Source organism: Undibacterium sp. GW821-FHT07F11 (assembly GCF_059418665.1).
In genome coordinates, this window is the sequence record NZ_JBWKQH010000001.1 from 119,876 (window position 1) to 134,695 (window position 14,820).

The 14,820-nt window shown below is 48.9% G+C and carries 17 protein-coding genes; 13 read left to right on the forward strand and 4 right to left on the reverse strand.

Annotated elements, in window-relative coordinates:
- Positions 1–2 precede the first annotated feature (2 nt).
- On the reverse strand, positions 3–644 hold the full coding sequence (locus AC07OI_RS00480; RefSeq protein WP_495255926.1) for an ABC transporter ATP-binding protein: 642 nt from the start codon (positions 642–644) through the stop codon (positions 3–5).
- 88 nt (positions 645–732) lie between these two features.
- Positions 733–1,242 (reverse strand): hypothetical protein, encoded by a 510-nt coding sequence (locus AC07OI_RS00485; protein WP_495255927.1) that lies wholly within the window; start codon positions 1,240–1,242, stop codon positions 733–735.
- A gap of 238 nt (positions 1,243–1,480) precedes the next feature.
- On the opposite strand from AC07OI_RS00485, the gene AC07OI_RS00490 reads away from it, so the two are divergent.
- Positions 1,481–2,002, forward strand: coding sequence for an SH3 domain-containing protein (locus tag AC07OI_RS00490; RefSeq protein WP_495255928.1), 522 nt, complete (start codon positions 1,481–1,483; stop codon positions 2,000–2,002).
- Positions 2,003–2,094: 92 nt separating this feature from the next.
- Here AC07OI_RS00490 and AC07OI_RS00495 read toward each other — a convergent pair whose 3' ends face one another.
- Positions 2,095–4,134 (reverse strand): right-handed parallel beta-helix repeat-containing protein, encoded by a 2,040-nt coding sequence (locus AC07OI_RS00495; protein WP_495255929.1) that lies wholly within the window; start codon positions 4,132–4,134, stop codon positions 2,095–2,097.
- Positions 4,135–4,540: 406 nt separating this feature from the next.
- Between AC07OI_RS00495 and AC07OI_RS00500 the strand changes: the two genes are divergently transcribed.
- From AC07OI_RS00500 to AC07OI_RS00510, 3 genes are read left to right on the forward strand one after another with little or no spacing between them, the layout of a single operon-like run.
- Positions 4,541–4,843 (forward strand): hypothetical protein, encoded by a 303-nt coding sequence (locus tag AC07OI_RS00500; protein WP_492703717.1) that lies wholly within the window; start codon positions 4,541–4,543, stop codon positions 4,841–4,843.
- A gap of 57 nt (positions 4,844–4,900) precedes the next feature.
- Positions 4,901–5,665: a hypothetical protein gene (locus AC07OI_RS00505; protein WP_495255930.1), complete on the forward strand. Its 765-nt coding sequence runs from the start codon at positions 4,901–4,903 to the stop codon at positions 5,663–5,665.
- 35 nt (positions 5,666–5,700) lie between these two features.
- Positions 5,701–6,594 carry a DKNYY domain-containing protein gene (locus AC07OI_RS00510; protein ID WP_495255931.1) on the forward strand — a complete coding sequence of 298 codons (894 nt, stop codon included), beginning with the start codon at positions 5,701–5,703 and terminating at the stop codon, positions 6,592–6,594.
- Positions 6,595–6,622: 28 nt separating this feature from the next.
- On the opposite strand, the gene AC07OI_RS00515 is transcribed toward AC07OI_RS00510, so the two are convergent.
- Positions 6,623–7,072: a globin domain-containing protein gene (locus AC07OI_RS00515; protein WP_495255932.1), complete on the reverse strand. Its 450-nt coding sequence runs from the start codon at positions 7,070–7,072 to the stop codon at positions 6,623–6,625.
- 333 nt (positions 7,073–7,405) lie between these two features.
- Between AC07OI_RS00515 and AC07OI_RS00520 the strand changes: the two genes are divergently transcribed.
- The 9 genes from AC07OI_RS00520 (at position 7,406) to map (ending at position 14,816) form a co-directional block, all read left to right on the forward strand.
- The gene (locus AC07OI_RS00520; protein WP_495255933.1) at positions 7,406–8,770 is read left to right on the forward strand and encodes an aminotransferase-like domain-containing protein; all 1,365 of its coding nucleotides are present in this window, start codon (positions 7,406–7,408) and stop codon (positions 8,768–8,770) included.
- 519 nt (positions 8,771–9,289) lie between these two features.
- Positions 9,290–9,919, forward strand: coding sequence for a GGDEF domain-containing protein (locus tag AC07OI_RS00525; RefSeq protein WP_495255934.1), 630 nt, complete (start codon positions 9,290–9,292; stop codon positions 9,917–9,919).
- Positions 9,920–9,966: 47 nt separating this feature from the next.
- The gene (locus AC07OI_RS00530; RefSeq protein WP_495255935.1) at positions 9,967–10,386 is read left to right on the forward strand and encodes a globin family protein; all 420 of its coding nucleotides are present in this window, start codon (positions 9,967–9,969) and stop codon (positions 10,384–10,386) included.
- A 213-nt stretch (positions 10,387–10,599) separates the two neighbouring features.
- The gene (locus tag AC07OI_RS00535; protein ID WP_495255936.1) at positions 10,600–11,565 is read left to right on the forward strand and encodes a sensor histidine kinase; all 966 of its coding nucleotides are present in this window, start codon (positions 10,600–10,602) and stop codon (positions 11,563–11,565) included.
- Entirely contained in the window at positions 11,562–12,167 is a 606-nt protein-coding gene (locus AC07OI_RS00540; RefSeq protein ID WP_492703724.1) for a response regulator transcription factor, read from the forward strand. The genes AC07OI_RS00535 and AC07OI_RS00540 overlap by 4 nt, the downstream gene beginning before the upstream one ends.
- 56 nt (positions 12,168–12,223) lie before the next feature.
- Positions 12,224–12,769: a CPBP family intramembrane glutamic endopeptidase gene (locus AC07OI_RS00545; protein ID WP_495255937.1), complete on the forward strand. Its 546-nt coding sequence runs from the start codon at positions 12,224–12,226 to the stop codon at positions 12,767–12,769.
- A 184-nt stretch (positions 12,770–12,953) separates the two neighbouring features.
- Entirely contained in the window at positions 12,954–13,808 is an 855-nt protein-coding gene (locus tag AC07OI_RS00550; protein ID WP_495255938.1) for a DUF72 domain-containing protein, read from the forward strand.
- A gap of 31 nt (positions 13,809–13,839) precedes the next feature.
- Entirely contained in the window at positions 13,840–14,052 is a 213-nt protein-coding gene (locus tag AC07OI_RS00555) for a ParD-like family protein (RefSeq protein WP_110254862.1), read from the forward strand.
- Positions 14,049–14,816 carry a type I methionyl aminopeptidase gene (map, locus tag AC07OI_RS00560; protein ID WP_495255939.1) on the forward strand — a complete coding sequence of 256 codons (768 nt, stop codon included), beginning with the start codon at positions 14,049–14,051 and terminating at the stop codon, positions 14,814–14,816. The genes AC07OI_RS00555 and map overlap by 4 nt, the downstream gene beginning before the upstream one ends.
- Positions 14,817–14,820: the final 4 nt, after the last annotated feature.

Sequence of the window (14,820 nt, forward strand, 5' to 3'; positions counted from 1 at the left end):
GCTCAGTCGCCCAGCTCTATCAGGTCAGACAAAGGCAGGCCTTGCGGCTTGACATACATGGCAAGTATCCAGGCCTTTGCGGTATCTGACGCATATTGATTGAGCATACCCACAATAAAATCAATGGATGACTTGTCCAGGGCAGCGAAGGGATCATCAAGCAAACTGACTGTGGCACCAGCAGCAAAAGCCGCGGCCAGCCAGACCTTGCGTTTGCTCCCGGTAGACAGCATGAATATCTGCTTGTTGATATGTGGAGTCAAACCAAGGCCCTCAATGGCTTGCGCCAAAACAGCATCATCAAACCCTCGATATGCGCTGCGCACGGTAGCGAAATATTCAGGCACAGGCAATTGGTCAAACTCATCTGTACGTGGGTCTACCCAGAATACCTGGCTGCGATAGGTATCAGGCTGTGCATGCAAAGGTGCATCTTTAATCTGTAATTGCCCGCTTTGTGCACTTAAGTCACCTGCCAGCAATTGCAACAAACTGGTCTTGCCGCGACCATCACCACCCAGAACCAGCGTAATGCCTGCGGGTATATCGCAAGACCAGTTGGTGAACAAAGGCTGGCCGGGATAATGAAAAGTCAGATCAGTCGCTTGCAGGATCGTGTTTCTCTGGTTGCTCGTGGTTGTCATTGCGCAGGCATCTATTTATTTGGTGATGACGCATAGTATAAGCTGTCATCACGAAAAGACACTGGCAAAGCGGCAAGCCCTGACTGCTTCACTCTTTGACGAGGTAACCCCGCATGATCCAGCTCAGCGTTGCATTACCACCATTTTGTGGAACATAAGCATTCCAGAACATGCCATAACCACCGGGAACACGGATACCAGCTGCCAGTAACTGGGTTTTCATGGGATAGCCGGTACTGGCCTCCAGCGGCACCCGTGCCAGGGTGACAATGCCAGAATTTGCTTGTCCGGGCGGGCTCAGATACAAGGTGGCTGTGCCCGCCAGTGCCAATGGATTCTGTATCGTTTCTATCTCCAGTATCACCAGTGAATAGCCGTTAGGGACGGAATATGAACTGGTAGTCCCTGGCGGCAATTGGCCACCTTGCCACACACTCCATTGTGCGATACCGCCGCCATAAAAAGATTTGTTGCCGTTGATGGCGATCATGCGGGCGGCGGGTACACCGAGATGCGTCAGCTCCTGCGCTTGCACAGCCGGGCTGGATAAGAAATAAAAGCTGCTTGCCAATAACAGGCATTTAAGTTTGTTCAACATTGGGAGTGCCCAGATAGAGATGAATAAGTGACTACAGCAGTCAAGTACTTCGCATGGTCACAGAGTTCATGGTCTGCAGTAAGTGTTCCTTGTCACAAGAATGTATGACTAATGTCATATTCTCATTTTCAATTGCCTTATCCGCCTCAATCTCTGTCTTGCCCTGAATAAAGCGTGCTAGACTTTTTTGAGTTTGTTTCTGATCCACTTAATCCAATTGCACCTGTCTGCGGTGACCATGAATACACCATTCTCTCTATCAAAAAGCACCGTTTGCAGTTTTCTGCTTGTAATGGGCGCGCTGTACGGCAATGTGGTACATGCCGAGCCTGAAGTGACCGCATGCAAACTCAAAGTTTTTTCCATTGATCCTGACACCAGGGGCAGCAATATCCGCAGCGGCCCGGGCTCCGAACACAAGGTGCTGGCCAGCATCAAAGACAGCGATTCACAAATGGACATCACAGGCTCAGCCGGGAAATGGCTGCGTGTTCGCCAGGTCAGTGGCATGGGTGGCGAGGTGTATTTCAAAGGCGAGGGCTGGGTATTCGCACCCTTGACTGGCGTCAATGCGCGGACAAGTGTGAGCCTGCGTGCCAACCCGCTTACGCAAAGTGCCATGACAGGAAAAGTTCCTGCCGATGCAGGTGCATCAGTGCAAAGCTGCCATGGCGAATTGCTGGAGATACAATATAAAAACATGAAGGGATGGATGCCTCCTCGCTCATATTGCGGCAATCCTGTGACGACCTGCTCATAAAAAATACTGTCATACAAAAGCCCCATAATTGCTGTAGCACTGTGGGGCTTTTTCCATCAGAGAACGTCAATTAATACTGGCTTTCCCTGTCATCAAAATTCAAAGGCACCAATATCGATCATGCCATCCTGCTTGCGCAAGATCGCAGCGCCGGGTTGTGCCACTGGCAGCAAACTGGATGTCAGATTACCCAGACCATTGCCAGCATTGATCAGAGGCGAACCAATTGCCGGGCGATAATCATGCTGTGCCACGTTCGCCAATACCGGATTATTATTGGCACCCAGATTGCTATTCCAGCCATTCACGACAGCACCTGTCAGATGCCCGACCCAATACTGCGCAGCATTTGGCGAAACCCAGTTATTTGTCATATTGACGGTACCCTTGCCCAGTGCCATGGCCTGTACTTTACCTGGCGAGCCCGGCGTGACTGGTAATGCATAAAACAGATTATTCCTGACATCGGCAACAGCATTGGGCATGCCCAGATTAAACATCAGCGTCTCTGGATAAATGCCATGGGTAGCGTCACCTCTTACCACCATCGTATTATTGTAGAAGAACAGGGTGCCCTGACGATAATTTGCCGTCAGACCACTGTCACCGCCATAATTGACCAGGTTGGTACTATTGCTACCCGGCGTCACATCAAACAGATTGCCATAGACATAGGTCGATGCATAATTTGGCTCACCATAAATGAGTGCATTACCACCAGTAGAATCCATCAGATGCAGTTGCAGTCCACAGCTTGACGCAAAGGTGTTGTAACGGACAACCAGACCCGATGAACGGTCTTTTAAACAATCACCAAAAGCACCCGGGCGCACATCACCGAAATAGTTGTACTGGAAGATGATATCGCGCGCTTCTGTATAGCTATTGTGCTCAGAGTAGCCGTTAGTCACATTGGGGACAGGTGCATTGCCGTTGTTGTAGAAGGTATTAGCTTCGATCAGCACATCTTGCGACAACTCCACCAGCGTGCCGTTTTTTGAATTAATGAAAAGGCCATTACCACAATTGTGCATGACATTATTTTTCACCACCAGATGTGCTGCGGCTTCGACAAACAGGCAGGTGCCGAAGGCAGCATAACTGTCTGTTTTCTTGCCCTGCGCATCAGAGAAGGAATTGCCATATACAGAGTTGCGGATATCCAGGTTCTCAATGCCGATATAACCCGCCGGGCCATTATTGTAGTTGTAACCAGCCTGCGGCCCCACCATGACCAGGCCCAGCTTATACAGAGCGCGACTGGTGCTCGCATTGTCATGATATTGCAGGGTGCGTGCAGCCTGGCCTGGCAGTGTCTCCAACTGTGTTGCCAGCTTGCCCTGGGCATCTGGCGCACCATCAATGATGGGACGCGCACCGGTCACGGGGTCAGGCACACCGATAACACGCATGAATTTATTCGCAGCAGTTGGCGCCAGATTGGTACCCGCTGAAATCAATATCATTTCATGGTAAGGCACATTGTTTGGCTTGGCATAAATCCTGACGGTGTCGCAGCCTTTCAACTGGCTCCACGGCAGTTGGCCCAAGGCGGTATAGGTCTTGCCCACACCTACATCATAATAATTGATGGCAGCACAGGCAGACTGATCTGCATTCATGGTCGGCGTGCTTGCCCTGATGATGGTAGATGAACCGGAAGCAGGCGGTATGCCTGTGCTGGCTGCCGTGATGACAAAAACCCGTGAGCGGCTATAAACAACACCCGCTACAGTAGCGCTGGCTGTAATAGTGGCGCTGCCTGAGGGTGCATTGGCAGGCACTGCCAATAAATAATTGCCTAGTGCATTAGCGACAGCGACCTTGCTGACTGTCATCAGCGCAGGGTTACTGCTGCTGACCGTGATGGCCACTGATGTGTCTGTCGCGCCGGTCTCGCTTATAAATTCGATGAGCGCATATTCCAAGGAACCAGCATTGCGCGCATTGCTGGCTTCAAAACCCACGGTTTTGGATGAGAACCCTATACGAGCCGGGGTAGTGACTGCATTTGCTGTCTGTGCAGACAGTGAAATTGCGGTCACTGAAACGACAACCAGACAAAAGCCAAAAGCCAGTACCCTGATCAGCTTTTGATGCAGTTTTTGATACAGTTTTTGATGCATTTTCATACCATTCCTCCTGACGACGCGACTTTACAAATGAAGGCAAATGAAATCAAATGAATGTTGTCGCAAAAAATTGAATATGCGGATTTCAAATCTGGCGAGTATCATCACAAGTCTGCGTTCATAAAATAAGTGTCGGTCGTCAGGTATTTATATGACATTGAGCATATTGAATGCAGACTCTGTTTGTGAAGACCTGATACGGAAAATAGATTCTGTCGCAAACAGGCTGCCTTGCTGATTCATCTGAAAGGATGCTGGAAAGAAAAATCTGAGAAAACCTTCTTTTTTAACTTGCATCTCGCCTGTATCCATGCACTAGGGCAAGGCTTGTATCTATTCCGGACGACAGCGCAGGTGCAAACTTATCCAATCTTAATTTCAATCCTTCAAGAAAGAGACATGCATCATGATCAAACTGACCCGAATGAAACTGACCCACTTGATACAGGCACTGGTGCTGACCTCCGTCGTAGCCACTGGCAGCGCGGGTGCTGCCGATCCAAGTTCCGCCAATGAAAAAGACCAGCTGCGCTCTACCCTGCTAGAAAGCAAAGAGAAAAACAAGGGCATTACCATCCATACCAGCGGCAACAATGTCGCCATGGTGGTCACTGCGCTGGAAGAAAAATATGTCATCGGACGTAACCAGCAAGCCAGCCGCATCGTCATCCGTCTGGACCGTATAGACGGTGTCTCTGCAGCATTCTGATCCATATTGCCAACGTCAGGCATCGTCAAACGAAGCGCAAAATCAAGGAGAATTACGATGTCTGACTGGGCATTTTTGGCAACAGGCCTGGCCGTAACAGGTTTTGTGTATGGCTGGCGGCGCAAGCCACCTGGTACTGGCGAACATTCCTACCTTGGCTGGATCATGGCTTTTGTATTCGGCGCACCAATAGCTAGCCTGCTATTGGCAAACCTGTTTGGCAGCGCTGTATTGGGTTGGATTTTTGGCTTGTCGTTGATGTTCATGTGGCCGCTGGCCATCCTGTTCATCGCAGGCAAGGCAGCTGGTTCGCTGCTGGCTCAGCGCGAACAGCATAACAATCATGAGCCTCCCATGCTGCACATACGTATCGACAGGGACAGTGTGCATGCAGGCGATGACACCGTGTCACATGCCGAAAACATCGCCATCCCTGCCAACACCAGCCTGGCAAGCTTGCTCGAGCAAATCCGCGCAGGCAATTTCCTGCCATCCATCAGCGGCGGCAAAGCAACGTGGATGATAGAATCTTCAGGGAGCCAGTTCAAGACCATAGGTGTACTGGCCCAGCAATGGCAAGATCCCTGCATGATCATAGATGCAGCGGAAAATGTAACGCAGCACTTTGCAGGCCACCAAGCCAATCTGTTCTTCCGTTATCGCTGCCAGATTGACCCTGAAACCGTACATGCAGAATTGCAGGCTTCGTATGCAAACAGTATTAGCCAGACACCAATACATGGCCCTGGCGGCATCGCCAGCCTGGTAAAGCATGCAAGCTATCTGCGCAGTCTGATGAATCCGGGTTCAGACAGATGTTAAGGAAAATCAGAAAATACCCACCCTGGATCATATTAATGGGCATCATCTCTTTCTTGTTCGGATGCGGTAATGAATCAGCTTATTATAAAAAGAATGGCAAATGGCATTACGACGGCACTGTCATGGACAGCCAGAATGGCCTCGTCAATTTCACACCCATAGATGACTATTTTGCCAAAGATGCGCGTTACGCTTATTACAGAGGCGTGCCGATTTTTAACGGCAATGATGCGAGTGACAGTGCCAGTTTCCAGGTGCTGAGTAAATACTATGCCAAGGATAAGTCCATGGTGTTTTTTTGCGATACCGAGCGTGACAGCAAGGAATACTGGAGCATCAAACGTACTGTCGTCAAAGAAATCAGGGATGCTGACCCAGCCAGCTTCCGCATGATGAGCGACGGTTATCTGGCCAGAGATAAATCACATCTCTTCAGACAAGACAAGATCGTGCCGGTGCAGGATATTGACAGTTTCGTCCTGCTGGAACATTTCTTCGCAAAAGACAAATTACGTGGCTACTACCGTGAAACTGAGATTGCAGGCAGTGACGGCCTTACTTTCACAGCGCTGGATGCACACTATGCAAAAGACCGGTCAAAAATTTACTACGTCGATGGATTCAATGTGGGCGGAAGTCTCAGGAGCGTCAGTTACGAAACATTCAGAGTAATAGAAGAAGGCTATGCCCTTGATGGCAACAAAGCCTATTACCATGGTGATGTCATCAGCAAAGAAGATGTAGTTTCATTGCAGTATCTGGCGATGGGATATGCAAAAACTTCACGCCAGGTTTTCTATTATGGGAAACTGCTAAAGGGTGCAGATGCGCCCAGTTTTGCCATGGTCGAACGCTTTAACGGCAATTTTGATGCGACAGATAAAACCGGCCAATACAGTGCAGGGGAACGCGTCAAGGCGTCACCGTAAAACCTGTGCACTACTTTGTATATATAGCTTAGTTTTTTGCAGCGCTGGCCATGCCATGCCGCATGACCGTCGCCATATGATCAAACAAGCCTTCCCAGGCACTGCGATGCGCGGCAGTAAACCTGGCACCGCCGCGTTCTGCCAGGGTATCAATCAGGACATTGCGCATCACACCAAAGTAAGCCTGCTGAACCTGATAATGATGATGGCGCACGCCGGAAGCGCGCAATAGCAACAGCAATTGCTCGGGCTGATGTACCAGTGCCACGGTTTCTTCAAGCGTGTGGGTCAAGCGCCCCTGTTGCTCTGTCATGTCACCGGAAAATAACTCGATCACCGCTGGTGCAGCGGCAAACAGCTTGCGATAAAAATCAACAGCCAGATCACCAGGCGCAGTAATTGCCGCAGCCCAGCCCGATGTGATCAACGCAGCGATTTCGCCTTGAATAGTCATCAGCCATTGTTCAGCTGCGGCCATCTGAGCTTTATTGGGTGCACGAGAAGTTGGTGCTGATGGTGCCTTGGTCATCGGTAGGGCTCTTGTTTTCAGGGTTAACAGTCTTTGGACTTTGGAATGAATAGATGTTAAGTATATCCGGTATCGTCACTGGCATAGAAGAAACTGGCTATACAGACAAATACATACTTCAGTATGCATGGGCAAAATCACTATTTGATACTCAAGCCTGTACCGGATATGTTATAAGTATTGGAGGCAATGTTGCACTGCGAGTTTCATCAGATTCTATTGCCTTCCCCTTATTACATCAGCGGATGGCCTGGTAAATTCTTGCAAAATTGAGGATTTTTTGTGACAAAGAACAAGTATCAAATATTGGCAGATGAATTGGCTGATGCGATATTGAGCAAAAAATTGGCCGTCAATGCACGCCTGCCCTCAGTACGCGAACTCATGCAACAACATCAGCTCAGCCTGGCGACTGTCACCAATGCCCTGCATACCCTGGAAGAAAAAGGCCTGGTCGAACCACGTGGCAAGGCAGGCTATTTTGTCAAACCACCAGCCCGGCAAGAGATATCAACCTCTCAGCCACATACTCAGGCAGATTTGCAAAACATGTCTGCCAGCGTACTGAAGTGGGGGCCAGCTGAAGACCTGTTTCCTCAACAACGCTGGCAAAGTCTGTTGGGCAGTGTGATACGCCGCCACCCATTTCTGTCTACGCGCCATGCCCACGCCTATGGCCATCCTCGCCTGCGTGCTGAATTGGCAAAACGCAGTGCTGAGAATGGTTGTTTTCTGAAGGAAGAAGAATTAATCGTCACACAGGGTGCGACAGAAGCCCTGTTACTGGCCTTGCGGGCAACCAGTGAAGCTGGAAGCAAGGTATTGGTGCAGGCCCCCGTCAGCGTTCTGTATAGCCGTCTGCTGGAAACCTTTACCCTGACACCGGTAACCGTGCACAGCAGCGTAGACGCGCCAGATTTTCTGGCGGAAGTACAGGCCATACTTGAAGGAGACGACCCACCCAAGGTTTTTCTGCTGGTCGCCAATTACCATTTTCCAACCGGTGCACTGATGCCTTTGCCAGTGAAACGCAATCTGCTAAGACTGGCAGAAAAGCATGGCGTCACCATCATAGAAGATGATGTTTACGGCGACTTGCAACATGATGGTGCACGGCCACTGACCTTGAAATCCTTTGACCTCAAAGGCAATGTCATTTACGTCAACTCCTGCTCTAAAACCCTGGCACCCGGCTTGCGCATAGGCTGGCTGGCGGCGGGTAGCTGGCGTGAACGCATAGAATATTTGAAAAGCGCATCGGCCAGCAGTGTCAATGAATTATCACAACTTGTTCTGGCAGAATTTCTGGCCCAGGGCAGCCATGTGCCGCACTTGCGCAAATACCGCCAGCAATTAAAAACACGCACCGGTGAATATTTATCCATACTGCGTTTGGTGCTCGGCAATACCGTCAAACTGGCCGATATGCCAGGTGGCTATAGCTATTGGCTACCCTTGCCAGGCAAGATCAGTTCAGAAGAAATACAAACACAAATCCGCGCCAACTGGCCTTTGCTGGATGAAGCTGAGACACCACAGATTGCGCTGGTCTCAAACGGCGTTTGCGTAAATACGTCAATCCCGCTGACTGATCCCCTGCGCCAGTCACTGACTGCATTTTGCTTTTATCTGCGTGGATTCTATTAGCGCTTTTTTATGTGAATAAAGCAGTAAAAAAAACGGGCTCTTACCCGCTTTTTTATTTTGTATCTACCGACAAGATCCCTGCTTGTATCTATCTGCAAAATCCGCTCTCCAACATACTTATTCCCATGCCAAGGCATGATCAGGCGCATTTATACACCACTGTCTGATACTGCATAAGAGCATCTGAGCACGCTGTACTTTCTGAACACTCTTGTATTCATACAGAAAGCACTGCCTTGTATCTAACAATGCGTCCGTCTGTAATCAATACTAGGCAGACTCGAACTCATTTCATAAATAGGATGAGTGCGAACAAGGCGATTTGGGGTGCAGTGCAAGGCGTGACGCGCAGCTAAGGCGTCTGCCTTAGCAAGCGGCACAACGCAGCAATTCACCCAAATCGTCAGTTCCCGAAGGGTTTGCCTCATAACGCGTGCTGGACTGCGTTATGAGGCAAACGCATCTCATCCTATTTATGAAATGAGTTCGAATATTCATCTGCTTATGAAAAGAATTTTTATGCAAACTTCACAAAAATTATTTTACAAAAGATATCAACATGATTTCATATGTTCCGCACCGGCCGGTAAAAATGAAAGCAAGACCACGGCTGTATTACTGGAAGAAATTTCACGCCTGAAGCGTTTTATTTCCGATCTGGAAATTGAAAACCGCACTGACATCCTGACTGGATTATTGAATCGTCGCGGCTTCATTGCAGAATTGAATATGGCCTGGGACCGATGGGTACGTTATGCGGTGCCAACCACGCTGATCATGCTGGACATGAATCGCTTCAAACAGATCAACGACACTTATGGACATGATGTCGGTGACAAGGCATTAAAGCTCATCGCTGTCTATCTGCAAAACAATTTGCGCTCAACCGACATTCTTGGTCGTCTTGGTGGTGATGAATTTGCCGTGATTTTGCCGCATACCAATGCTGAAGAGACCCAGCAGATAGTCAGCAAACTACTGGAAGCCAGCCCTGTCTTACAGATAACTTGGCAGCAGCAACATATCACTATCCCACTGGAATTTGCTCTCGGTTTTTCTGAAGTAAATACCGCTCTTGGCCCGCCCCGGGCCTGGCTGCAAGCTGCTGACTTGCAGATGTACCAAAGCAAAGCTGCCACTGCAGACTAAACACAAACTTTCAACAAACCAACTGCCATTTCAACCGGAGATTTAAAATGAACCAACAAACCGTCACACTCGTACAAGACTCATGGAAACAAGTAGCGACAATTGCCCCTCAGGCAGCTGCCTTGTTTTATCAGAATTTGTTTGCAGCAGATCCGTCACTGAAGCCGATGTTCAGAGGTGACATGACAGAGCAGGGGAAAAAACTCATGCAAATGATAGGTGCAGCTGTTGGCAAACTCAATGACCTGGATAATCTGGTGCCGGTGCTGCAAGGCCTGGCCGTGCGTCACGATGGTTACGGAGTCAAAGAATCCCACTATCAGACAGTTGGTGCTGCTTTGTTAAAAACACTGGGGCAAGGTCTGGGCGATCGCTTTACCAACGATACCAAAGATGCCTGGGCAACAGTATATGGTGTGATGGCGAATGTGATGATTACGGCATCACGTGCTACTGTCGCCGCTTGAAGAAAAATTTGTACTCTCTTTAAGAGGAATGTCAAAGTGAACTTTGTATCTGGAAAGACTGGTGATTTTATCCCTGCCTCAATGAGGCTATCAAACCGCAAAAGAAAAAACGGAGATACCAGGGATAACACCACGTCTTTTTTTTGGTTGATCTTGCTAGTCTGGTTTTTGTTGAAATATACAAAAACTATTCCACACACTGGCGAGCTGCTAATGGTAACCGTGACATTGGCCGGTTTCATACTATTGTTTGAATACAGCTTAAAGTTTGATGACCGCCGCCTGGTGGCCTGCATTATCGTTGCCGCCATCACGGGTATATTGTGGGCTAACTATAATGCAGGTGCTGCCGCATTTGTCATGGTCGGTGTCGGTATGTGCTCGCGCATTGAAAATCCCCGCTCTGCCTATGCAGTCTTGTATATAGTTTGCGCAATGTTATTGATGGCTGATGCTGCCTGGCAGTTGCCTTCTGATTTTCTAATACCAACATTGTTATTTTGCATGCCGGTTGGCCTGGTAGGCATACTATTGGAAAAGTCTGCACGCACAGACGAAAAATTTCTAAGTACACAGGAAGAAGTAGCAAACCATGCCCGCCTCGCTGAGCGCGAAAGAATTTCACGCGATATTCACGATGTGCTTGGCCATACGCTGTCAGTCATCGCCTTGAAGGCTGATCTGGCACGCAAGCTGATCAAAACTGACCTGAGCGCTTGCGCCCATGAACTGATCGACATAGAACACAGTGCACGTAACACCTTGAGAGAAGTGCGTACCACCGTGCGCAACTGCCGTGCGAGCAGTTTGAATGCAGAATTGGCTACTGCAAAAAAAACATTGCAGGCGGCCAATATCCACTTGATTTCCCTGATTGAGCAATGCAGCATCCCCCTGTCAATGGAAAATGTTATCGCACTTTCTTTAAGAGAAGCCGTTACCAATATTATCCGGCACACCAAGGCGAGCAAATGCAAAATCACCTTGTCTTCTGATTCAAAAAATATCAAGCTGACTATTGCAGACAACGGTGCTATCCAGGCAGGCAGCACCATCAAGAAAGGCTGCGGCTTAAGCGGCATGACAGAACGCATACATGCTCATCAAGGAACAGTCAACATCCATCATGTCAATGGCCTGAGCATAGAGATTTTTCTCCCTCTCAAAGGTGCGACATGATACGCATCGTGATCGCAGAAGACCATGCACTGGTATCAGGCGCGCTTGCTGCACTGCTGCGTTTTGAGCCTGATATGCAAGTCATCTCGCTGGCAAAGAATGGCCAGCAGGCACTGGAAGTCTGTCAGAAAGAATGCCCTGACATCCTGTTAACTGACATAGAAATGCCTGTCATGACAGGGCTTGAACTGGCTGCCTGTATTGCAGAACAAAAATTGCCTTGCAAAGTCATCATGCTGACCACCTTCGCCCGCGCTGGCTACTTGCGCCGTGCCACTGCCAGTGGCGTGCGCGGCTACATCCTGAAAGACACGCCCTCAGACAGTCTGGCAACCGCAATCCGCACGGTACAGTCAGGTGGCCGCGTGATTGCACCAGAACTCGCCATGGAAGGCTGGAACGGCCCGCACGACCCCTTATCAGAACGCGAACGCCAGGTACTGCGTCTGGCAGGTTCAGGCGCTGGCAATGCCGACATTGCCAGGCAAATCCATTTATCGGAAGGCACAGTGCGTAATTACCTGTCAGATGCCATTGGCAAGCTGCATGTAAGAAACCGTGGTGAAGCTTACAGGATTGCCAGTGATGCGGGCTGGCTATAGTCACACTCTATAGCCACACTTCATCCTGTAACTCTTCATTCTTCAAGGTATTTTCCATGATTGATCAAACCTGGATGTTGGCACTGACAAAGCTGGCCATTCCTGCTGCAGGCATCCTGCTCATGTTGCTGATTGCGCATTACCGTCAATTTTCATTACGTGAAGATTTTGGCTTTCGCGTCTTCAGGACATCTACTGCCACTGTATTTTTACTTCTCTGGATATTGCTAATCATCCTGGAAGAAGTCATGAGTGAGGTATTCAATCTCGCCCAGGCCAGGCACTGGCCCGCGTTGCCATTGTCTGTCGTGCTGATACGCATACTGGCAATTGGGGTGATAGGGCCAATATCTGAGGAAATGGCCTGGCGAGGCATTTTCTTTAGCTGGATTAACAAGAAGTTGGGAGCAGTCGCAGCCATCATCCTTCCATCACTCATATGGGCACCCTTGCACCTGCAATATGAAGGGGCAACGCAAATCATACTCATCATCGACGGTATATTTTTTGGTTTGGTGCGCTATAAAACACGATCAGTCTGGCCACCTATCATCTTACACATCATCGGCAATCTGTTTTCTATCTATCAGTCCCTGGCCTGAGTAGCCTCAATGACAATCCGATAAACGAAGAAGCCAGCCTTGGTATCGCTTAATTCGGAGTTAAAAAAATAACAGAAGCTAAGACGGCCTGTTTTCTTACGCGTCTTTCAGACACCGCTGATACTGAAAACAGCATCTTCGCCCTACCATTTTCAATTATTTATTCCAATCATGCGTCTACTATATGAGCCAACCGCTAACGCCGTCCCTTATTTGCGCTTGTGCAGGCTGGAATGTACCAGGTCTGATAAATGAACAATTATTAGAGCAATTTCCATCATTAGAGCAGGTGCAGGGCGAAATAAACTCCTCAAAGAATGCTGAAGCTACGCTGACGCATTTAGAACGATATGCACAATTCCTGACGGGTGTTGAGATCGATTCTTCATTTTATCGCTCACATCTGCCATCGACCTATGCACGCTGGCGTAATAGTGTCCCTGCAGAATTTCGTTTTTCAGTTAAAGTGCCCAAAGCCATTACTCATGTTCTGCGCTTAAAAAACTGTGAATATGAATTGCAAAAATTTACTCTGGAAACTTCCAGGCTGGAAGAAAAATTAGGTTGTTTGTTGATACAGCTTCCTCCCAGTTTGCCATTCGACTATGGGATTGTGCACAAATTTCTTTGTCAGATAAAACAACTTAGTAAAACACCGCTTGCCTTAGAACCACGTCACGCAAGCTGGTTTGAGCCTGCTTCATTCGACTTACTGGCTGAAAAGGAAATTTGCCTTGTCGCAGCAGATCCAGGTATTGCAGGATATGACGCGTTGCAAGATAACTTCCCCATCACAGCGTCTACTGTGTATTTACGGCTTCATGGCAGTCCACACATGTATAAATCCAGTTATGACAAAACCTATCTGGAAAACTTGTCGCTGCGCATTGCTATTTTATTAAAACAGGGACGGCATATTTGGTGCGTGTTCGACAATACTGCAGAGGGAGCAGCATTCCCAAACGCCGTGACTTTACAAAGACAGCACAGCCTGACCTCCAATAAGCCTCTTGCGCAAGCACTTAAAGCGACTATATAATTCATATACGTTTCATATATAAGGATGTCACATGGGCATAGTCAACATCGACGATGATCTGCACGACCAGATGCGCAAAGCCAGCTCTGTGGCTTGCCGCTCCATTAATGCGCAAGCTGCTTTCTGGATCAAGATAGGCATGTTGTGCGAAATGAACCCAACCATGTCTTTCAATGAGATTGTGGTGCATGAACTGAAAGCCGCGGGCGTAGAACCCCTGGCTTTCAGAGGAGCATTGACATGACCAAACGGCCGGAAGAAATCGCCCTGATGGCAGAATCAGGCAAGCTGCTGGCGAGCGTGTTTACCCATCTGGATCAATTGAGCCTGATCGGCATGTCCACCATGCAGGTGAATAACCTGGTCGACAGCTTCATCGTCAATGAACTCAAGGCACGCCCCGCAAGCAAGGGACAGTACGGCTATGCCTATGCCTTGAATTCATCGCGCAATAGCGTGGTGTGCCATGGCGTGCCATCTGCAACAGAAATTCTGCAGGACGGTGATATCGTCAATTTTGATATCACCCTGGAGAAAAACGGCTTTATTGCCGACTCCAGCAAAACCTATCTGGTCGGCGAAGTAACAGCGTCTGCCAAACGGCTGGTGCAAGTGACCTATGAAGCCATGTGGAAAGGCATCAAGGCCGTACGACCTGGTGCCAGGCTGGGTGATATAGGTCATGCCATTGAAAGCCATGCCAGGAAAAATGGTTACTCTGTCGTCAGAGAATATTGCGGTCACGGCATAGGCCGCGAAATGCACGAGCCGCCCGAAGTGCTGCACTGGGGACGGCCACGCACAGGCCTGATATTAAAGGAAGGCATGGTGTTCACCATAGAACCCATGATCAACCAGGGCCGTCATGATGTCGAGACCGAAGATGATGGCTGGACAGTTGTTACCATAGACGGGAAATTATCTGCACAATTCGAGCATACCGTGGCCGTCACAAAAACTGGTGTACAGGTTTTGACGCTGCGCGCCGGAGAAAGAGCCTTGAACTGAGACC